Genomic DNA, 18,344 nt, shown 5'->3' on the forward strand with positions numbered 1-18,344 from the left:
GTTTGCGACAATTGTATAATTTGATAGAAGCAATGTAAAGAACTGTCAGATTAAGAGAGATTATCGCCTAGCACTGCGGCTTTTCGCCTAATTTAAATGCCGTATAGGCAGGAATAACCCCCTTTCTGGTAGAACACTTCAGTTGGAATCTTGAGTTAAGCCCTTAGCGGAGGTAGTTTTGTCCATGTCCATAGACCAAAGATTAATTAATGAATCTTTATTTATACAAGCTTTTAAATATGCTCCGATCGGCATGGTTCTTGTTTCATTGAATGGACGCTGTCTCAAAGCTAATCCGGCTATTTGCACCATACTAGGGTATTCGGAGTTGGAGTTGTCCTCCCTTACTTTTCAGGAGATCACCCATCCGGAGGACTTGATCCTTGATTTGCAATTAATGACTGAATTGCTTACTGGCAAACGGGATTCCTATCAAATGAAAAAAAGGTATATTCATAAGGACGGCCATATTGTATGGTGCCTCTTGGCTGTATCTCTTGCTCAAGATGAGGAGAGTCACAATCCGTTTTTCGTCTCTCAAATTATCGATATCAGCGATCAAAAACAGGCGGAAAACGAGCTGCGCGAGAAAGAGCGCCTTCTCTATGAAAAAGACGTCCACTATCAGATCAGCATGACGAAACATTTGGAACAAATTCATGAGCTGTATCGTATGATTTCCGATCATATTTTGGATATTATCTCAATTTCCTCGCCAGAGGGCGTAACACGCCATATTTCTCCGGCTGTTCGTAGCTTGCTAGGCTATGAAATGGATGAAATCATAGGAACCAAAATGATAGATCTCTGGCATCCGGATGATTTGCTTGCTTGGGGTAAACGCTGTCTGCTCGATAATCCGGATGTCGATATGTTTATATGCCGTATTCGCCATAAAGAGGGCCATTACGTTTGGTTTGAAACGACGGTCAAAATGATTCGCAATGAAGAAGGCGATGTCGAAAAAATCGTCGCCGTCGGCCGGGATATTACAAAACGCAAACAGGCCGAAGATGAGCTCTGCGCGACCAAGGAAAGACTGGAATCCTTCATCAAAAACAATGGGGACGCGATTTGGGTCATTGACCGTGACGAGAAGGTCGTTGAAACCAATGCTGCATTCGACAAGCTTTTTCAGTGGAAGTCCGAGGAAATCATCCATCAATTGCTGCCCATCACACCACCAAATCTCGCTCAGCAAACAACGGAACTTCACGATCAGGTCCTATCCGGGCAATCGGTGATCGGTTTCGAAACGGTTAGATTGCGCAAAGACGGCTCGCTCGTTGATGTGAGCACGACGTTATCTCCTATTCATGACACGACGGGTCAGATTATTGGCATCGCTGGCACGTGTCACGATATTACGGAAAAGAAGCAAGCCGAGCAACTGCTCATTAATTCAGAAAAACTTTCTATCGCCGGTCAATTAGCTGCCGGGATCGCCCATGAGATCCGGAATCCGATCACAGCAATTAAAGGTTTCATTCAGCTTATGAAATCAGGCGTTTCCGAGAAAAAATTGTATTATGAAATTATGTCATCAGAAATTGAGCGCATCGAAATGATTCTCAGCGAGCTGCTGATTTTGGCTAAACCCCAGATGATCCACTCAGATCGTAAAGATATTCGCAACATTTTATCTCAAGTAACTACGTTGCTGGAATCACAAGCGATTCTTAGTAATGTGGAAATTATCACGGAATGCGAACCTGATCTTCCCCCGATTTTGTGCGATCAGAATCAGTTGAAACAAGTTTGCATCAATTTCATTAAAAACGGGATAGAGGCGATGTCACTTGGCGGAACCCTTCTCATTCAAGTGAAAACACCGAACGAAAACAGCCTGATTCTCCGCTTTATCGATCAAGGCTGCGGAATCCCCGAGCACATTATAACTAAGCTGGGGCAGCCTTTCTATACAACAAAGGAAAAAGGAACAGGCCTTGGATTCATGGTCAGCAAAAAGATTATTGAAAGCCATAATGGAACAGTAAACGTGTTCAGCAAAGATAAAGAAGGAACAACCGTTGAGGTTTACCTTCCGACCTTTAATTAAAATAGAGCCATTCTGCCCATACAGGATGGCTCTATTTCTGCTCTACCTCACTTCCCCTGCGTCCTTAAGCTGCGTATTTACATGCACATTTACATCCGCTTTGGCAAACGCCTCGCCCCAATGATCGTCCACTTTCTTCCACGCTTCATACTGATAAGCGCGTGCGAACAAACCTAAACCGATCGGGTCGATCTCGTGCTTCTGAAACTTATCAATGAGCTCTTTGAATTGCTTGTCCAACTGAGTCGTAATCATCTCTTCCAGCTTCTTGCCTTCCTTATCAACATCCCAAGTGAATAATTTCTCCGTAACAAAAATAGGCAGGTTTAAATCGACATGAATATGGAACTGATCCTGCGAATAGGTCACCTTCACTTTCTTCGTGAAATGCATCACATAGAAAGTTATAGCCCCTTGGGAAAACAAATCATTTTTACCCTCATCCAACAATTGAAGGGTATAAGACAAACTGCCTTCTATCCGCCCCTGCAGCAATAGCAAAAGTTGATTTTCCTTCAGATCCAGGCTTGCTACATATTTTCCTTTTTTATTGAGGAGTGCCGTCCCGGTTGCGACAATTTCTTTATTTTTTCGTAATTGCGGCAAGTATGGCGTTATTCCCTTTTCATATATCTGGCTATGCAAATTATGAAGCGTTGTCGCCGATATTAGATTTCGCTCCTTAGCCGTATCAATAAGGGTAGCGACGTGCAAAGGAAGCCTCCGCTTATTCGTTGGCTTAAAGAACATGATGTCCTCAACGGGACCATCAACAGCAATAACCTTTGCCAGAATATTCGATTTGGAGTCCCTGAAACAGAGGTCCAACACTTTCAGCCATCCCTCGTGTTCCAAAACACGCTCTCCGATAAGAATACTCTGAAGCTTGCCAGAGCTGATAAGCGCTGAAACACGAGCATCCAATTTATTTCTCGAATCCCTTACCGTCGTGGAGTACACCTTCGTTTGTTCATTTTTCTCCTTCGCTTCCTTATTGAAAACAGGACTTGATGAATAAAATACAAGATTATTGTCTTTATCCAAATCAACACCCATCATAAGAAGGAGTGAGATATCCTCCAAGTCAACCCGATCATCGCATCCTGGAAGAACTAGCAGCATGAATAACAGGAGCAGCACGGCCTTTCGAAAACGCATCAATTCCGCCACCTCGCCATCCAATTCCTCACAATCAAGAGTCCCCATAAACAAAAAGGAAGCAAGTAAGCTACGCCTACTCCAAACTGGTTAAAACGTGTAACCCAAAATTTACTCTGGTACCAGCTCATATCCCAAAAGAAGGTGATCACTATCATGCCTGCCAGTAGCACGATCAAATGTGCATTCGTTTTCCCTTTTGCAACCAACTGTTCCGTACATTGTACGGCAATATGAAGGGCCGGAAACCATGATTTGCAAATGAGGAACACATATACGGATAAAAAAATAATATCGAACCTTTCGAGAAACCGAAATTCAATGATTTTCGCAACGGAAAGCGGCGCTTGTTGATATTGGGTGATTTCATCCGGGCTATAGACAACAAAACAGATGATCGTTATAAACAGGTAAATGGTCAGAGTCAGGGTGTTGGCGATGACTACGCTGGAGGAAGCTGACTTTTTATCTTCTAAATAAGGGTAAAAAAACAACACGCCTTCAAAGCCCAAAAAGGAAAGTATCGTTGAGCTTACACTGTGCCACACCGGCATCCAGCCTTCTTTTAGAACCGGAAGAAGATAAATCCAATGAGCCTCTTTTAATACATAGAGCAGAATAAAGGGCATCCATATGGTGCTTAAGATCACGACTTCCGCGAAACGTCCTAAGCTTCGAACACCTCCCTTTACGACCATAAAAGCTGGAACAACAAACAATAGCATAAGAATGTAAGTATAGGATTGCTGCATAATCCAGGTTTTGAGGAGAAGTGCCATTCTGTTAAAAATTAAATATGCAAACATCATCATATACGCCGCTAAGATTACAGTTAACAGGATGCCGGACCATTTGCCAAAGTGATGCCTCACCAATTGAATGACGGTTCCATTCGGATATTTTTTCATGACTTGGACCATGGCAAGACTTGCGATTACGGAACATACCCAGCCCCCCAAAATGGCCATCCATCCATCTGTACCGCTGATTTCCGCCAGTACGGTTGGCATCGACATCACGCCTACGCCTACCTGCATCCCATGAATCAAAAAGATAAACTGCAAACGTGTAATTTTGTTATTTTCATAGGTATTCCCTGTCTGTGGCATTAGCTGTCATCACCTTTTGCCCGTTTTGAGGCCATCTTCTTTTTCTGAAGAGTTCGAACGCTTTGTGGACGCTTAATCATCTTCCATAGCGGCACACGTACGAAACCATCTTTCCAATCCCCTAGACGTATGGGGGCAAGCGGTGAAGTATAGGACTGGCCTAGTGATTTTAAATTAATGAGGTGCGCAACCAAAACCATGTAGCCAACTACAATCCCGACAATGCCGAAAATGGAAGCAAGAACCATCATAGGAAAGCGAATTAATCGAATGGACGAAGCCATGTCATAGTTGGGAAGGATGAAAGAGGCCACCGCCGTAGAAGCCACAATCACGACCATCAGGTTGCTGACGATCCCCGCTTGAACAGCCGCTTGCCCGATGACGATTCCGCCCACGATACCTACCGTCTGCCCTACGGGGGCTGGCAATCGAATGCCAGCCTCACGAAGCATTTCGAGCATAATCTCCATAATTAAAGCTTCGATGAGCGGCGGATAAGGAACAACAGCTCTAAACTCACCGATAGATAAAATAAGATCTAGAGGAATCACTTCATGATTGAAGGAAATGCAAGCAATATAGATCCCCGGCAGGAAAGCGGCCACAAAACAAGCCAATATGCGCAGCAGCCGAAGGAAGGTCGCCACAGGCCAACGCATGCTGTAGTCATCAATGCCCTGAAAAAATGAGACCAGGTTCATTGGTGCAACCAACACGCTTGACGAACGATCCAACACAACGCAGATTCTTCCTTGCAGAATTTGAGAAGCCGCTGTATCAGGTCGTTCCGTCGTAATAAATTGTGGAAACAAGGAGAAGGAGTTATCCTCGATATATTCGGCAAGTTCTCCTGTATTTAATATGCAGTCTACATTTAACCTCGTAATCCTGTTCTCCAATTCCTGCAAAAGCTCGGGCAACGCAACATCTTCCAAATACAAAAGGGAAACTTTGCTTCTCGCTCTTCGGCCTATATAATACTCCTTGATCTTCAGCTCCGTGCTGCTGATATACCGGCGAATTAAGGCGATATTCTGAGAGTCAGTCTCGACAAACCCTTGGTGCGCTCCTTTTAACGAAGCCTCGATCTGCGAATCTGTAATCGCCCTTTGCGGCCAGCCCTGCGTATCCATGGCATAGGCATGCAGCAGTCCATCAATGAATAGAACGCTATACCCGTGCAAGACAGAGGTCTCAATTTGCTCCCATGTCGCTATTGTGCTCATAAGTCCAAGCGTTACAGGCAGCTCGCCTTCTGTTGTATCTTCATGACGAAACATGAGCTGGTGCAAGACGTTGTTGTTGATCGCATTTTTATCGACAAGCCCGGATAGATACACAAGTGCCGCTTGGCTATCCGTTTGTTTATAAGTGAAGGTGCGGACGACCAAGTCCGGTGTTTTGTTAAATAGCGTCTGCAGCACCTTTACATTCTCTGTAAGAGTGGTGTGCAGCGAAGTGCCCCCTGGTGCAAAATGATTGTTCTGCTCCGGTTCGGCTGCTTGAATGAATACTCGGTTCGTCCAGCGAAATAATCGGCGAACAAAACTCATCATGAACACCCTCTTACCTCATCCAATCTTGTCGTCTCATTTTCCCTTGAATTTCCACGGATTATTCATGACTTTTTTTCGAGCCCCGTGAAAATCAGCTTTTTGCGGTTAGAGATGTATAAAAGGTGGAAATATTTCGGATGTTATAGGAGGAATGCGAGGTGAAACCATGTCTACCCACGAGGAATCCAATTCAGAATATCCGCGGAAAATCCGCGACTTTCAAGTACTAAGCACAATGAAGCCCAGTGAATGGACGGAGATTGAACTCCAGAGCAGCCACAGGCAAATGAGCGACTTATCCCCTTGGCTTAATGAGCAGGGCACCCATATCCACAATCAAATCATTCAGGAAATTCAACGTCGCGGCGTCTGACTTAGTAAACATAGATGTTGCTTTATTATCGAAATTCCTTCATAATGAAGAAGTTGAATCTACATAATTTTAGGAGGTATTTATACAATGGCACATCAACTACCAGCTCTTCCTTATGCGAACGATGCACTTGAGCCACACATCGATGCAAAAACGATGGAAATTCACCACGATCGTCACCATAACGCTTACGTGACGAACTTGAATGCAGCTTTGGACAAGCATCCTGCTCTGCACGATAAATCCCTTAATGACCTGATCGCTGACCTGAACAGCCTTCCTGAAGATATTCGTACGGCTGTTCGCAACAACGGTGGCGGACACGCGAACCACTCCCTGTTCTGGGAAGTTATCGCACCAAACGCTGGCGGAGCACCTACTGGCGCGCTTGCAGCAGCTATCGAGAGCGAGCTTGGCGGTTTTGATAAATTCAAAGCTGACTTCGCTGCAGCAGCAACAACACGCTTTGGTTCCGGCTGGGCTTTCCTGGCTGTTGACAAAGCTGGCAAATTGAAAGTATACAGCTTGCCTAACCAAGACAGCCCGATCATGGAAGGCGAAACGCCAATCCTTGGTCTTGATGTTTGGGAGCATGCTTACTACCTGAACTACCAAAACAAACGCCCTGACTACATCGCAGCGTTCTGGAACGTTGTGAACTGGGCTGCAGTTGGCAAGCGTTACGACGCTGCGAAATAAGCTAGCCATACAAGGAGCTGTCCATCGAGTAGATGTTTCTACTTGAAGGCAGCTCTTTTTTTTCATTTGACCCCTGTGCGGCGACCTAGGGACATCCTCGGACATCCTCCTTTGGGACTATTAATGGTGGAAATTGTTTACGGTTTTTCGGGAAAGTAGTACGATAACGGTAACCAATATTATCCTGAAATGAGTTGAGAGCCCTGTGAAATCAATCGTCCCCCTACTTCAAAATGTTCCTCTTTTCCAAGAACTCTCACAAGCTGATTTAGTAGGCATCGCGCCTTTGTTTATTGAAAAAAAAGTGAAGAAGGGCAGCATTCTATTCTTGGAAGGCGATGCAGGCGAGGAGTTATTCCTTATCAAATCGGGTGTCGTCAAAATATATCGGTTGGATGAAGCCAAGGAGATCATTCTGGCTTTGTTTCGGGACGGGGATTTTTTTGGTGAGATGTCTCTGATTAGCGCCGGTCTTACCCGATCGGCAACCGCTGAGACGCTGGAAGCCTGCACACTTTATGCGCTGAAGCGCACTTCCTTTGTGCAATACATGGAAAAGAGCCCTAGGCTATGCCTAAAGCTCTTGGAAACAACGATGGGCCGATTGCGTCAAGCCAATGACCAGATCTATGATCTGACGTTTCTTGGCGTGCGCTCACGCATTATTAAAACCATTATTCGCCTATCCGAGCAACATGGCATCCCTGCACAGGACGGCCTTCTGATTAATGTCAAATTGACGCATCAGCAGCTCGCCAATATGGTGGGCACTGTACGGGAGTCCGTTACCAAGGTGCTGCAAGAGCTCCAGGACGACGATCTCATACAAATTGATAAAAAGTTAATCACATTAAGAAATGTGGAAGCGATTAAGGCCGAAATCCGCTAATATCCGAGGATCAGGGAGCACCTACTCGTTGCTCTCCTGCCACTCTTTCATAATCCGAATGAACACATTCGGGAAAGCATACTGCTGCAGCTCTTCCGGGCCTACCCAGCGGTAATGGAACGGGACCCATTCTCCCCCGTTGGTTGGGTGGCTTAAGCTGGTGAGCTTGGCGCGAAATACTTTCATTTTCCAGACAATATGGCTGAAAATATGCTCCGTATCCATGAACCACTCGCCAGGTTGGATCATGATTTGCTCTTGGTCTGCAAGCGCTTTGCGCAGCACGTCCTTGTTCTCATCGTCAGAGAGCCATCCCTCCGGCTCCCACGTTACATGCGGCAGCTCCCACATACGCGCTAACAATCCTTCCTGCGGACGCTGTCTGATCAGCCATTTGCCTTCATTCTCACCCGTACCTTCGATCAAAGCCACTGCCCGCAGCTCAGGACGAGGCGGTTTGGCTTTCTTTTTGATGGGCAAGCCTTCTTCCATCCCGGCTTCACGCGCAGAACAATGGGTCATGACGGGACACGTCAAGCAGTGCGGCGACCGAGGCGTACATACCATAGCCCCAAGCTCCATCAACGCTTGATTAAAGTCACTCGCCGTTCCTTCCAGAATGAGCTCGCGCGCCAGCTTTTCCATACGGGTCCGAGTCGCCGGCTTCATAATATCTTCTTCAATGAGAAAATAACGCGACAACACGCGCATGACATTACCGTCTACGGCCGGCTCCGGCTTATTGTAGGCAATGCTTAGTACCGCTCCAGACGTATAGGGCCCGACACCTTTTAACGATGAAATCTCTTCTTTCGTCTGCGGAACGATGCCGCCATAACGCTCGTGCACTTCACGCACCGCAGTTTGAAGATTCCTTGCACGCGAATAATAGCCTAATCCCTCCCAGGCCTTCAGCACATTCTCCTCAGGTGCAGTCGCCAGGGCTTCTACCGTTGGGAATTGATCAATAAACCGATGAAAATATGGAATTACCGTATCCACTCGGGTTTGCTGCAGCATGACTTCGGAAATCCATATATAATAAGGGTTTTTACTTCTTCGCCATGGTAAATCACGTTTGTGCGTATGGTACCAATCCAGTAAATTTTCGGAAAAATAAAGCATTTGTTCTTGACTGTACATGAGCTCTCCTTCTCTATAGGGCGCGTTCCAGTTATAATGAATGAATGGACATGAGTCCATTATACGAGAATTGCGGAACATAAAACTAGAGGTGAATGTATGCAAAACGAGAAGCAAGTACATAAAAGGAAATTATGGATCGGCGAAGCGCGTGCTCTCCTCCCTCTGCTCTTCATCTGGGGCGCGGAGTGGATGTTCAGTGCGCTTATGGATATTGCGATCTATTGGCGCGACCTGGATTGGTTAAAACAAGCCGCCCTCCTTACCGCTGTGATAGCGAGCTTGGTGCAGTTGTGGAGTCTTCGGAAGGATTTCCGCGCTGACGGAGAGGGCTTACAGGACCAAAGCGGCTGGGGGCATCCGGCTCTGCTGTTGCTGCCTGGCGTGATGTTGATTGCAGCTATCGCTTTGCTTGAGGCCATTGGCGCTATCGGGCCTTTATTCGCCCCTGTGCTGCGGGCTTTCATTCTCGCAATTGGATTTGTGCAGTTCGGGCTGCTGCTGGGCAGACCTTTGATTTATTTGGGACTGTGGCTGTTCGCCTTGTCCGCTGTAATGGGTGTATGGTATCTGGGCTATTCCGCCGTCATCCTTGAAGGCATGGGCGGTATCAGCCTCGTCGTATGCGGATATATGCTGCGCGTTTGGGGGCGGCAGAGCTAGGAACGTGCAAGACATACATTCAGCGGCAAATAGGAGGACACTCACTATGAGGCAAAACAAAGAAACCATGCTGCGCACAGCATGGCGATGGAGAATCGGCGCACTCGTCCTTGCGCCGATGGTGCTCGCATTAGCTGCATGCGGCGGGGCTTCCAGTGGCGAAGCCACACCGAAGCCTCCGGCTGCCACCGCAGCAAGCGAGAGCAACCCTGCGTTCGTGAAGGCGCAGGAGCTCTTCACAGCGAACAAGTGCATCAGCTGCCACGGTGTTGATCTGGCTGGCAGGGCCGGCGCCAAAACCAATTTGCAAAAGGTCGGCAGCCAAATGACCAAAGAACAGATCGCGAACCAGATCAAAAACGGCGGCGGCGGCATGCCCGCTTACAGCACGAAGTTGTCCGAGGATGAAATCGGACAGCTGAGCGATTGGCTCAGCTCCAAAAAATAGCAGCCTTAGAGCTGCTCTACAATCGCATAGGCGGCAGCCATCGATTCCGTATGCGTGATGCTGATATGGATGCGTAGGCTGCCTATTAAGCCTGCCCGCTGCAGCGCTTCCTCGCGCACGTGGCATACCGGCTTGCCCAGTCCATCGGGCAGCACCTCCACATCCTGAAAGCCAATCTGCTTGCCGATACCGCAGCCGATTGCTTTGACAATGGCTTCCTTGGCCGCAAAACGGCCGGAAGCAAACTCCGCTAATCGCCCTCGGCGTTTTTGCGCAAGCTCTCTCTCCGGAGGCGTCATAATCCGCTCCAGAAACCTTTCACCCGCTGAACCTTCCAGCATCTTGCGCACTCGCGCAATTTCCACTAAATCCGTTCCGACGCCAATAATCATCGCTCGTGAGCACCACTTTTCTGCTGCGTTTTGCGTCCACTGTACACGATTCACTCTTCATGGTCAAGGGGACTGTTTGCTTTCAGGGGCTATCAGTGGGCTATTAGCAAGCTTCCGGGAAACTTTCAAAAGACTTCTAGTTACTTCCAGGTAAGTAAGTTACCCTATTTTCAGTTCTTATGCCACGCAGGAACTAGGCGTATACTGGACATAGATGAAAAGCTGGGAGGCCTACATAAATGAGAATCATGCCACTTGAAAAACGTGGAATATCGAACAGCCGAATTGCTTTTGGATGTATGGGCATTGGCGGGGACTGGACGGCAGCTCCTTTGACCAAGGAAGATTATATCGTTGCTGAGAAAGCTGTAGAAGCTGCGCTTTCCATTGGCATCACCATGTTCGATCATGCCGATATTTATAAAAGAGGAAAGTCGGAAATTGTTTTCGGCGAAGTCCTGAAGAAAAGACCTGATCTTCGCGATCAAATCATCCTTCAATCCAAAGTGGGCATCCGTTTCCAGGATGATGTGAATCCACAGCGTTTTGATTTTAGCAAAAATCACATGATTCCCGCAGTCGATGGCATCCTGAGCCGACTAGGCGTGGAACATCTGGATGTTCTCCTGCTTCACCGCCCAGATCCGCTTATGGAACCTGAAGAAATCGCAGAAGCTTTTAATCTATTGCGTTCTGCCGGCAAAGTGCGCCACTTCGGCGTTTCCAATATGACCGCTGCGCAAATGCGGTTCATTCAAAATTCTTTGCCGGAGCCGCTGGTGGTGAACCAGCTGGAATTGAGCCTGGCTCGCCTGGACTGGATTGAACAAGGTATCCTTGTCAATCAAAAAGCCGGCGTAGGCGTCAATTTCGCCGATGGCATCCTGGAGCACTGCCAGATGGCGGACATCCAAATCCAGGCTTGGGGCCCGCTGGCCAAAGGCATCTTCTCTGGCAAAGTTTTGGAGGATGCGCCCGATAACATCGTAAGAACGGCAGCCCTCGTTAAGAATCTGGCTGCCGAGCAAGAAACAAGCTTGGAAGCCATCGTACTTGGCTGGTTAATGAAGCACCCGGCTCGCATTCAGCCGGTCATCGGCACTTCATCTGTCGAGCGTATCCGTGCTTGCCAAGATGCGCTTCGCGTATCTGAAAATATGACACGCGAAGAGTGGTATACGCTGCTTGAAAGCTCACGCGGTGTGCGCGTTCCATAGGTGCGGCATCCACTCGCCCCTGAACATACAAACAACCCCCGACCTGACAAGGCCGGGGGTTTTGATTAACGGGCTTAAATACCCGGAATCGGAATACGTTTATGCTCCGTTTTGAGATATTGCTTCTCCAGCTTTTCTTGGACAGCCGGATCGATTTGCTTGCCTTCCAAGTAGTCGCTGTTATCGCCGTATGTAATGCCAAGCTCGTTCTCGTCCGTCTGGCCGTCCCAGAGACCTGCGGTCGGAGCTTTGTCCAGCACGCTTTGCGGAACGCCCAGCTTCGCTGCAAGAGCTCGCACTTGCCGCTTATTCAGCGTGCTAAGCGGTGTAATGTCGACGGCACCGTCGCCATATTTCGTAAAGAATCCGGTAATCGCTTCGGAGGCATGGTCTGTGCCCACAACGATTAAGCCGAGTTCAAAAGCAAGAGCATACTGCATCACCATGCGCGTGCGCGCTTTGACGTTGCCTTTGCCGCCACGGCTCACATGCTGGTGAACCCCGATATGTTTAAGCCCGTATTCGACTTCAATGGCGATTTCGTCGACGGCCTCTTCAATATTGTTCTCGATTTGGTATTTCAAATCGAATGCTTTGGCCACCGCGTAGCTATCTTCGATGTCTACTTGTTGGCCGTAGGGTTGAAACACGCCGACCGTCTTGTACTCGGTGCCTTTCTCCGCAGTCAGCTCGTCCGTCGCCTGCTTGCACAAACCCGTCGCTACCGCGCTATCGATTCCGCCGCTGATTGCGATCAGCAGGCCGTTGGCTTTCGCGCCGAGCACATAATTTTTCAGAAAGTCCACACGTTTGCGGATTTCTTCGTCAATATCAATTTCCGGCTTAACGCCAAGCTTTGCGATAATTTCTGCTTGCAAACTCATGCCTCTCTCCACCTTTTCTACAGTGTAAAAACCAACCTTCTTTGAAATCTAGTATAGACTTTCACTCTCAAAATTTCAAAGAATAATCGCATTTTTCTGCCCATAAAAAGGAAAAGACCCGCCATGCATCAGCTGCAATAGCGAGTCATTATTCCTTATTTGCAATATTGGTTGAAAGCACCGATCAAATCGCCTGCGATCATGTCAGCGGAACGGTCTTCAATTTGGTGACGTTGAATGAAGTGAGCAAGCTCACCATTTTTGAACAATGCGATGGATGGGGATGATGGCGGGTATGGTGCCAAATATTCACGAGCCTTCGCTGTTGCATCCTTCTCTTGACCTGCGAACACCGTGTATGTGTACGTTGGCAGTGTATCGTTTTGAAGCGCTTTGGCTACCCCAGGACGACATTGGCCTGCTGCACATCCGCAAACGGAATTGATTACCAGCAGCATAGTGCCGTCTTTGGATTTCTCCATCACTTCATCCACTTGCTCCGGAGTCAGAAGCTCCGTAATTCCCAGACGAGTCAAATCTTCTCTCATCGGTTTAACCATATCTTTCATGTAAGAATCAAAAGACATTGCCATATGTTCCACCCCTTAGGATTTAATAGTTACTCTCAAAACGTAATCGTTACAACTTATATTATACATCCGTTGGCGGTGAATGCAAAGTACCTATAGCCGGCTTCTGACACAAATAGAAATAAAGCGAAAGCTATTAAGCTTCCGCCTCATCCTTTTTCCTCGTACTAGAAGCCTCTCCCGGCTCAAAGGAAACATCTTTATCCGGATGCGTGAAAATCCCGCTTTGCGGCACGATGCCTTTTTCGAAATAGTCGCGATTCTCGGCGCTTTGAAAGCCAATGTCCTTATACGGATGAACCCATTCATCGCCTGCCATGACTTCAGGATCGGTCTCAGCCGTCCACTGCTCCAGCGGGGAGTTGTCTGATTCATACTCATGATCGCCGATGACGACTCCATGTTCGTTCACGAACGCGTCGCGCGGACCGCGCCCCTGCTCAAATTGCGGGAGAAAATCGATCTCGAAAGGATCGAGATTGTTTGGGTCCTGAGCGGATTGGGCTGCTTTCTTCGGATCTTTGCTCATGTCGATGGCCGGTTGGGTCCATCCAGTTTTTTGTCCACGAAGCCCTCTTTACCTGCACCGGATTGCGACTTCTCGCGTTCTTTGTTTTGCTGCTCTTGTTGGATTTGGGTCTTGGAATCGTTTTGACTCATTACACTCAGCTCCCTTCTGCCAGTATTATGTGCCAAAGCAGGTAGAAGCATTCCAACTATGATCATGAAAAGAAAGATCAGCTGCGCCAAGCTTAAATAAAGCAGTTCCGGCTTCGCAGCCGCAAAAAAACTAGCCAACATCCCTACCGCGCCTCCGTACATCAGTGAGTACTTCAGTAAAATCCCCCTCCCGCAGCGATTCCGACGCCCCTCATACCCAATCTGCCAAATAAGCAAAGGGAGAAGCAGCAATGATACATAGGCGTGAAAAGGATGAAAACGCGATATCGTACCTTCCACACGAATGCCCCATGGCCATGTAGTCGGCAATCCGTATCCCGGGATCAGCGCACAATATACAAAGATGGCCGCAGTCAGACCAGTAACCAATATATCTAGAAAAACGTACAGCGGTATCCGCTGTTTTCTTATTTGAACGTACATATAAACAACAGCCAATAGCAGTCCAAGCATTATTTCTGTGCTAGAGCCTACTACCATAAGAAGTTTCAATGGACTTGTCCAGAGTATCGAGGGTTGTGTGACGATAATGCCAAGCTTCCATGCAATTAATACGATGATTGCACCAGCAAAAACGATATCATCAATCGACTTAGTCATGGAGGCTTCTTCCCCACTGCGTACTTGCCGCGCTGCCCTCCGAATCAACCATAAGCCTATAACGCAAGCCAAAAGCACCGCTACCAGCTTCCCTTGCAGCTGCAATGGCCCTAACTGAAATACATCCGGCATTCTTATCGCCTCCCTCTCCATTACTTCCATCGTAACGAGAGGAGACGCGATGTGCAACTATCAGGGCTCCAAGAACTGAAAGGTAAAGGAGGATTTCTGCAACTTGTCAAAACGGAAGCCTGCTGCTTTCAGCTTGCGAATCACGACAGGCAGCGCCTCTAAAGTCGTGGTCTTATACGTGTTATCGTGCATCAGTACGATAATACGCTTTTTCCCTTTGCTTGCGCTCAGCACCGAGTCGATGATCATGTCTCTATCCTGGACAGGGGCAGCAGCATCCGTCGAGCTAACGTTCCAGTCGAAATACTGGTAACCTTGTTCTTTTGCCTTGGCCGTCACCTGATTCATAATTCCCATGCCGCCGGATTTACGGCTCACTTGATTATTCGAACCGCCTGGGAACCTTAGAATCTCAGGTCGAAATCCGACCGTTTCCTCCAGAAGTCGATCCAACCTGCGCACATCTTTGATGAAAGCTTCTGGTGATTTATAAATACGGTTATAATCATGCGAATACGTATGATTCCCAAGTGCGTGTCCTTCTGCTGCGATTTCTTTATAAAGCGATTTGCCTTCACTCGTTTCTGTACCTATGACGAAGAAAGTTGCGGTTACCCCATTGGTTTTTAAAATATGTAAAATCTTCCTTGTACTATTAGACGGGCCGTCATCAAAGGTCAAATAGGCGATTTTATTCCCTACTGGAGGTGGACTGTGATGTGGAGGTCCTGTATAAAAATGCCTCGTCTCCATAACCGTTATTTCTTTGTCATCATTCGGCGGGGCAGATGGGCTCACCTCTGTTACCTCACTCGCTATTTTTCCCGATAACTGTTTAGGTACTTGCGCCGCTTGCTCCGTATGTATTTGTTCGGTCCCACACCCTGCTGCACTGACGCTAATTATTAACCCTATTAAATAAACGCCTGCTCGCCGTTTCTGATCCCCCATGGATGCTCCCCCTCTTCATGCGTTTCCTGTGCCATTTTAGTATGGCTATTCGCGCTTTCGACATTAAACCCAATATTTCCCGGGAAATCCGACAAGAACAGCCCCTTTTCCTCCTTTCACACTAGTAGCAAAATAAAAAAAGACCATCCAGAGGTCAATTTCAACCTAAGGATGGTCCTTTCCTTACAAACCGCTTACTCAGCAGCGCTGCCGTTTAATTTCTCTCTCAGCAGGTTCATTTGCTCATCAACCTTTGCTTGTTTCGCAACATCTACAGGTGTGTAGCTGCTTACCGAACCAGCGGGTACATATGGCTTGCGGGCGATTTCCGCTTCAACTTCCAATTGAATGATTTTCTCTTCCATGCGTTGGAAGCCACGGGATGCGTTGCCGCTTTCGATTACGCCGTTGTAGGAAACCTGCGCCATTTGTTTTTTCGCTTTGGCAAGCTGAGCACGGGATACAAGCTCGTTGCGTTTGTTGCGCATTTTGTAGAACTCATCTTTCATTTCATGAAGCTGTTGTGTCAGCTCATCGGCATGCGCTTTGGCAGAAGCATACAAATCCGTGTACTCGACAATTTTATCTTCATGGTACAATTTTTCTTCAACCGCTTGGCGAGCGATCGCTTCTTGGCCGTTTTTGATTGCCGTAGAAGCTTTCGCTTCACGATCAGCTACTAGACGAACGGACTCCTCAAGGCGTTGTTTCAATTTGCGCTCACTTGCAATTTGTCGAGCCACTGTTACTTCAGCCTGCGCAATTTCTTGCTCCATGTCGCGCAGATACTGATTCAACATAACGATTGGATCCTCGATTTTATCCAATACCTCGTGAATTGATGCTTTTGTCATATCCTTCATTCTTGTAAATACTCCCATGGTTTACACGTCTCCTTTTTTAATATCAATTGGTTGTTGTTGTTCAAAACGAGCGACTTTGGCTCTCAGTTCTTCTACTTCTCTTTGTAAAGCTTTCTTCTCGATATCTTTCATCATTTCATCAATGTTATTGGTTTTGCTTGCCTCGTAAGGCGCGTTGTAGCCTGTGTGATGCGGTGGCACGTGACCAGGGTGCGGCTTGTGAGCCGTCGTGTTCCAACCACCGTTGTACGGAGGGCGGGCATACGAGCCGGCATAAGGATCAAATGGCGGATGGTCGTAGCCAGGCTCCTTCGGAATCACAATAGCGGCGATAAAGTAGATGAAAATGACGGTTCCGCCTGTGAAAAATGTTGTGATGACCACTAGCAGTCTTAGTAATGTAGCATCAACGTTCATAGCTTCGGCGAGTCCGCCGCAAAGACCGGTTACTTTTTTATCTCTTCGTGAGCGGTATATTTTGCTCATGATTGTTTGTTCCCTCCTGATTCAGCCTATTCCGTAGCGCCTCAAGTTCAGCATCTACAGCCGGATTGCCCGCACCGTAGTAGCTTTCGCGGCCCATACGCCGTACATCTCGGAGCGTTCTTGCATGAAGCTCCATATCGGATACGCGCTCTTCCAAGCGGCCGAACATCCGCGGTGACGCATCCTGCGACACGCTGCTGCGAGCATGCAATCTCTGCTGCAAGCGAGCGGATTCCATTCGGGCCAGGTAGTAGCTGCGTTTATCTGCCACTTCTTTGTAATCTGCTTTGAGCTGCTGCAGCTCTTCATCCAAGTCCAGGATGGATTGCTTGGCTTGCTCATACAATTCGCGATATTGCTCGCTTTTCTCCTCAGCTTGCAGCTTCTCTTGAAGCACAATCCGCGCCATATGTTCTTCGCCGGCTTTCAGAGCCAAGAGCGCTTGTTGCTCGCGCTTCTCTTTGGTTTCTAACGCCGTCAGATATTGCTGCCTTAGCGAAGCTGCGTGAGTGACGCATTGCTGGTACAGCCTCTCGGATTGCTGAAGCTGTTCGCGCTGAGCAGCTAAGTATTGGTCGATCAAGCGAACCGGATCTTCGGACCGTTCCAAATGTTCATTCAGGGATGCTACGGTAATGTCTCTCATACGCCTCAATAGGCTCATCTCTCATACCACCTTTTCCACTCTGTTTTGCCATCCTATTTACACGGTTCTTCTTGTCAACATCGAAACCCCGTAACCAATCAATCCAATCGCCAGAAGAATAATGATCCAGCCGGCTAATTTGCCAACCAGGATAACACCGCCGATCCCTGCAATCAGCCAACCGAATTTATTGCCATTCTGTATGCCAATATATCCTAGACCGACCATACCGATCGGAATCAGGTATCCCATCACCGAACCGATAAAGGGTCCCATGTGAAGTCCCAACTTGTTAAGCAGAATCAGTGCGCCGAATGCGATTAGCAGAGCGGCTAAGCCTGTATTTCTTTTCATGATTTCGTCACCGCCTTTCGTTATGTGCTGTGCTCTTGTTCATGTCTTTATTCTAGGTAAAATCGAGCTTTTCCAAAACGGACCGTGGACGGTATTTCATACTAGACCTTAGTCGGGGCGCTTCTACGACCTCTGTTCAGACTGAATATTACGGTGGCAGATAGGCTGCCGTGTACATACAATATCAAGTGAGTGGGAAGGGGGCCGAATCAATGCCTTCAGTGGTCTATGGCGGTGTCAAAATTCTAAGTGTGAACTCGGGTTCGAATGTCCAGTTTGGTGATACCGCCTTAATACGGCTATCGAGTAATTCCAAGATCTATGCGGGCGCCAACTCATTTTCTCCGGGGGATAGCTTCGGAAGTGTCCAGAATGTCCTAAACGGCAGTGCCAATACGAGTGACCCGGATCTTATTGATACGAATACGAATAATGTGGTGTAACGCAA

The 18,344-nt window shown here is 47.7% G+C and carries 22 protein-coding genes; 8 read left to right on the top strand and 14 right to left on the bottom strand.

All coding sequences use genetic code 11. From position 1 onward, the window contains the following. The first annotated feature begins 184 nt into the window (after window positions 1–184). Window positions 185–2,059 carry a PAS domain S-box protein gene (locus tag AC3WTJ_RS30120; protein WP_492524846.1) on the top strand — a complete coding sequence of 625 codons (1,875 nt, stop codon included), beginning with the start codon at window positions 185–187 and terminating at the stop codon, window positions 2,057–2,059. A gap of 42 nt (window positions 2,060–2,101) precedes the next feature. Here AC3WTJ_RS30120 and AC3WTJ_RS30125 read toward each other — a convergent pair whose 3' ends face one another. The 3 genes from AC3WTJ_RS30125 to AC3WTJ_RS30135 are packed head-to-tail and all read right to left on the bottom strand — an operon-like array spanning window position 2,102 to window position 5,885. Next, window positions 2,102–3,217, bottom strand: coding sequence for a Ger(x)C family spore germination protein (locus AC3WTJ_RS30125; RefSeq protein WP_492524847.1), 1,116 nt, complete (start codon window positions 3,215–3,217; stop codon window positions 2,102–2,104). Further along, entirely contained in the window at window positions 3,217–4,326 is a 1,110-nt protein-coding gene (locus AC3WTJ_RS30130; RefSeq protein ID WP_492524848.1) for a GerAB/ArcD/ProY family transporter, read from the bottom strand. Before AC3WTJ_RS30130 ends, AC3WTJ_RS30125 begins: the two co-directional genes overlap by 1 nt. Continuing rightward, window positions 4,326–5,885 (bottom strand): spore germination protein, encoded by a 1,560-nt coding sequence (locus tag AC3WTJ_RS30135; protein ID WP_492524849.1) that lies wholly within the window; start codon window positions 5,883–5,885, stop codon window positions 4,326–4,328. The genes AC3WTJ_RS30130 and AC3WTJ_RS30135 overlap by 1 nt, the downstream gene beginning before the upstream one ends. A 151-nt stretch (window positions 5,886–6,036) precedes the next feature. Here AC3WTJ_RS30135 and yfhS point away from each other — a divergent pair, with 151 nt between their 5' ends. From yfhS to AC3WTJ_RS30150, 3 genes are all read left to right on the top strand, one after another. Further along, window positions 6,037–6,258, top strand: coding sequence for a mother cell protein YfhS (gene yfhS / locus AC3WTJ_RS30140; RefSeq protein WP_492524850.1), 222 nt, complete (start codon window positions 6,037–6,039; stop codon window positions 6,256–6,258). Between the two features lie 87 nt (window positions 6,259–6,345). Further along, entirely contained in the window at window positions 6,346–6,957 is a 612-nt protein-coding gene (locus tag AC3WTJ_RS30145) for a superoxide dismutase (protein ID WP_492524851.1), read from the top strand. A 205-nt stretch (window positions 6,958–7,162) separates the two neighbouring features. Beyond that, on the top strand, window positions 7,163–7,846 hold the full coding sequence (locus AC3WTJ_RS30150) for a Crp/Fnr family transcriptional regulator (protein ID WP_492524852.1): 684 nt from the start codon (window positions 7,163–7,165) through the stop codon (window positions 7,844–7,846). A 21-nt stretch (window positions 7,847–7,867) separates the two neighbouring features. Here AC3WTJ_RS30150 and mutY read toward each other — a convergent pair whose 3' ends face one another. Continuing rightward, entirely contained in the window at window positions 7,868–8,989 is a 1,122-nt protein-coding gene (gene mutY, locus AC3WTJ_RS30155; RefSeq protein ID WP_492524853.1) for an A/G-specific adenine glycosylase, read from the bottom strand. Between the two features lie 99 nt (window positions 8,990–9,088). Between mutY and AC3WTJ_RS30160 the strand changes: the two genes are divergently transcribed. Both AC3WTJ_RS30160 and AC3WTJ_RS30165 read left to right on the top strand, forming a co-directional pair. After that, window positions 9,089–9,652, top strand: coding sequence for a hypothetical protein (locus AC3WTJ_RS30160; protein ID WP_492524854.1), 564 nt, complete (start codon window positions 9,089–9,091; stop codon window positions 9,650–9,652). A gap of 46 nt (window positions 9,653–9,698) precedes the next feature. Further along, entirely contained in the window at window positions 9,699–10,100 is a 402-nt protein-coding gene (locus AC3WTJ_RS30165) for a c-type cytochrome (RefSeq protein WP_492524855.1), read from the top strand. A gap of 5 nt (window positions 10,101–10,105) precedes the next feature. Here AC3WTJ_RS30165 and acpS read toward each other — a convergent pair whose 3' ends face one another. Then, window positions 10,106–10,492: a holo-ACP synthase gene (acpS, locus tag AC3WTJ_RS30170; protein WP_407870347.1), complete on the bottom strand. Its 387-nt coding sequence runs from the start codon at window positions 10,490–10,492 to the stop codon at window positions 10,106–10,108. Window positions 10,493–10,731: 239 nt separating this feature from the next. On the opposite strand from acpS, the gene AC3WTJ_RS30175 reads away from it, so the two are divergent. Continuing rightward, a complete protein-coding gene (locus AC3WTJ_RS30175) occupies window positions 10,732–11,709 on the top strand; it encodes an aldo/keto reductase (RefSeq protein WP_492524856.1) in 978 nt (325 codons plus the stop codon). Window positions 11,710–11,783: 74 nt separating this feature from the next. Here the strand turns inward: AC3WTJ_RS30175 and nadE are convergent, their stop codons facing one another. The 9 genes from nadE to AC3WTJ_RS30220 all read right to left on the bottom strand — a co-directional run bounded on the left by nadE (window position 11,784) and on the right by AC3WTJ_RS30220 (window position 17,896). Continuing rightward, on the bottom strand, window positions 11,784–12,593 hold the full coding sequence (gene nadE / locus AC3WTJ_RS30180) for an NAD(+) synthase (protein WP_157323460.1): 810 nt from the start codon (window positions 12,591–12,593) through the stop codon (window positions 11,784–11,786). 155 nt (window positions 12,594–12,748) lie between these two features. Continuing rightward, complete coding sequence (locus AC3WTJ_RS30185; protein WP_315954941.1) at window positions 12,749–13,186, bottom strand: BrxA/BrxB family bacilliredoxin; 438 nt, start codon at window positions 13,184–13,186, stop codon at window positions 12,749–12,751. Between the two features lie 133 nt (window positions 13,187–13,319). Further along, the gene (locus tag AC3WTJ_RS30190; RefSeq protein ID WP_492524857.1) at window positions 13,320–13,712 is read right to left on the bottom strand and encodes a DUF3905 domain-containing protein; all 393 of its coding nucleotides are present in this window, start codon (window positions 13,710–13,712) and stop codon (window positions 13,320–13,322) included. Continuing rightward, window positions 13,709–14,596 (bottom strand): prolipoprotein diacylglyceryl transferase family protein, encoded by an 888-nt coding sequence (locus AC3WTJ_RS30195; RefSeq protein WP_492524858.1) that lies wholly within the window; start codon window positions 14,594–14,596, stop codon window positions 13,709–13,711. The genes AC3WTJ_RS30190 and AC3WTJ_RS30195 overlap by 4 nt, the downstream gene beginning before the upstream one ends. A gap of 60 nt (window positions 14,597–14,656) precedes the next feature. Continuing rightward, a complete protein-coding gene (locus AC3WTJ_RS30200; protein WP_492524859.1) occupies window positions 14,657–15,547 on the bottom strand; it encodes a polysaccharide deacetylase family protein in 891 nt (296 codons plus the stop codon). Window positions 15,548–15,741: 194 nt separating this feature from the next. Beyond that, entirely contained in the window at window positions 15,742–16,428 is a 687-nt protein-coding gene (locus tag AC3WTJ_RS30205) for a PspA/IM30 family protein (RefSeq protein WP_492524860.1), read from the bottom strand. Window positions 16,429–16,431: 3 nt separating this feature from the next. Next, window positions 16,432–16,896: a PspC domain-containing protein gene (locus tag AC3WTJ_RS30210; protein WP_492524861.1), complete on the bottom strand. Its 465-nt coding sequence runs from the start codon at window positions 16,894–16,896 to the stop codon at window positions 16,432–16,434. Beyond that, window positions 16,865–17,560, bottom strand: coding sequence for a PspA/IM30 family protein (locus AC3WTJ_RS30215; protein WP_127458722.1), 696 nt, complete (start codon window positions 17,558–17,560; stop codon window positions 16,865–16,867). Before AC3WTJ_RS30215 ends, AC3WTJ_RS30210 begins: the two co-directional genes overlap by 32 nt. Before the next feature lie 39 nt (window positions 17,561–17,599). Then, a complete protein-coding gene (locus tag AC3WTJ_RS30220; RefSeq protein ID WP_127458721.1) occupies window positions 17,600–17,896 on the bottom strand; it encodes a LiaF transmembrane domain-containing protein in 297 nt (98 codons plus the stop codon). A gap of 212 nt (window positions 17,897–18,108) precedes the next feature. On the opposite strand from AC3WTJ_RS30220, the gene AC3WTJ_RS30225 reads away from it, so the two are divergent. Next, window positions 18,109–18,339 (top strand): spore germination protein, encoded by a 231-nt coding sequence (locus tag AC3WTJ_RS30225; RefSeq protein ID WP_127458720.1) that lies wholly within the window; start codon window positions 18,109–18,111, stop codon window positions 18,337–18,339. Window positions 18,340–18,344: the final 5 nt, after the last annotated feature.

Source organism: Paenibacillus sp. FW101-FHT12H11 (assembly GCF_058790355.1).

What these genes read in the sequence shown, in the direction of transcription:
- acpS (WP_407870347.1), bottom strand. Translation starts at nt 10,492, where the DNA reads ATGATTATTGGCGTCGGAACGGATTTAGTGGAAATTGCGCGAGTGCGC.
- yfhS (WP_492524850.1), top strand. Translation starts at nt 6,037, where the DNA reads ATGCGAGGTGAAACCATGTCTACCCACGAGGAATCCAATTCAGAATAT.
- AC3WTJ_RS30195 (WP_492524858.1), bottom strand. Translation starts at nt 14,596, where the DNA reads ATGCCGGATGTATTTCAGTTAGGGCCATTGCAGCTGCAAGGGAAGCTG.
- AC3WTJ_RS30160 (WP_492524854.1), top strand. Translation starts at nt 9,089, where the DNA reads ATGCAAAACGAGAAGCAAGTACATAAAAGGAAATTATGGATCGGCGAA.
- AC3WTJ_RS30200 (WP_492524859.1), bottom strand. Translation starts at nt 15,547, where the DNA reads ATGGGGGATCAGAAACGGCGAGCAGGCGTTTATTTAATAGGGTTAATA.
- AC3WTJ_RS30135 (WP_492524849.1), bottom strand. Translation starts at nt 5,885, where the DNA reads ATGATGAGTTTTGTTCGCCGATTATTTCGCTGGACGAACCGAGTATTC.
- AC3WTJ_RS30185 (WP_315954941.1), bottom strand. Translation starts at nt 13,186, where the DNA reads ATGGCAATGTCTTTTGATTCTTACATGAAAGATATGGTTAAACCGATG.
- AC3WTJ_RS30225 (WP_127458720.1), top strand. Translation starts at nt 18,109, where the DNA reads ATGCCTTCAGTGGTCTATGGCGGTGTCAAAATTCTAAGTGTGAACTCG.
- AC3WTJ_RS30130 (WP_492524848.1), bottom strand. Translation starts at nt 4,326, where the DNA reads ATGCCACAGACAGGGAATACCTATGAAAATAACAAAATTACACGTTTG.
- AC3WTJ_RS30205 (WP_492524860.1), bottom strand. Translation starts at nt 16,428, where the DNA reads ATGGGAGTATTTACAAGAATGAAGGATATGACAAAAGCATCAATTCAC.
- AC3WTJ_RS30220 (WP_127458721.1), bottom strand. Translation starts at nt 17,896, where the DNA reads ATGAAAAGAAATACAGGCTTAGCCGCTCTGCTAATCGCATTCGGCGCA.
- AC3WTJ_RS30145 (WP_492524851.1), top strand. Translation starts at nt 6,346, where the DNA reads ATGGCACATCAACTACCAGCTCTTCCTTATGCGAACGATGCACTTGAG.
- mutY (WP_492524853.1), bottom strand. Translation starts at nt 8,989, where the DNA reads ATGTACAGTCAAGAACAAATGCTTTATTTTTCCGAAAATTTACTGGAT.
- AC3WTJ_RS30215 (WP_127458722.1), bottom strand. Translation starts at nt 17,560, where the DNA reads ATGAGCCTATTGAGGCGTATGAGAGACATTACCGTAGCATCCCTGAAT.
- AC3WTJ_RS30190 (WP_492524857.1), bottom strand. Translation starts at nt 13,712, where the DNA reads ATGAGCAAAGATCCGAAGAAAGCAGCCCAATCCGCTCAGGACCCAAAC.
- AC3WTJ_RS30175 (WP_492524856.1), top strand. Translation starts at nt 10,732, where the DNA reads ATGAGAATCATGCCACTTGAAAAACGTGGAATATCGAACAGCCGAATT.
- AC3WTJ_RS30120 (WP_492524846.1), top strand. Translation starts at nt 185, where the DNA reads ATGTCCATAGACCAAAGATTAATTAATGAATCTTTATTTATACAAGCT.
- nadE (WP_157323460.1), bottom strand. Translation starts at nt 12,593, where the DNA reads ATGAGTTTGCAAGCAGAAATTATCGCAAAGCTTGGCGTTAAGCCGGAA.
- AC3WTJ_RS30210 (WP_492524861.1), bottom strand. Translation starts at nt 16,896, where the DNA reads ATGAGCAAAATATACCGCTCACGAAGAGATAAAAAAGTAACCGGTCTT.
- AC3WTJ_RS30165 (WP_492524855.1), top strand. Translation starts at nt 9,699, where the DNA reads ATGAGGCAAAACAAAGAAACCATGCTGCGCACAGCATGGCGATGGAGA.
- AC3WTJ_RS30125 (WP_492524847.1), bottom strand. Translation starts at nt 3,217, where the DNA reads ATGCGTTTTCGAAAGGCCGTGCTGCTCCTGTTATTCATGCTGCTAGTT.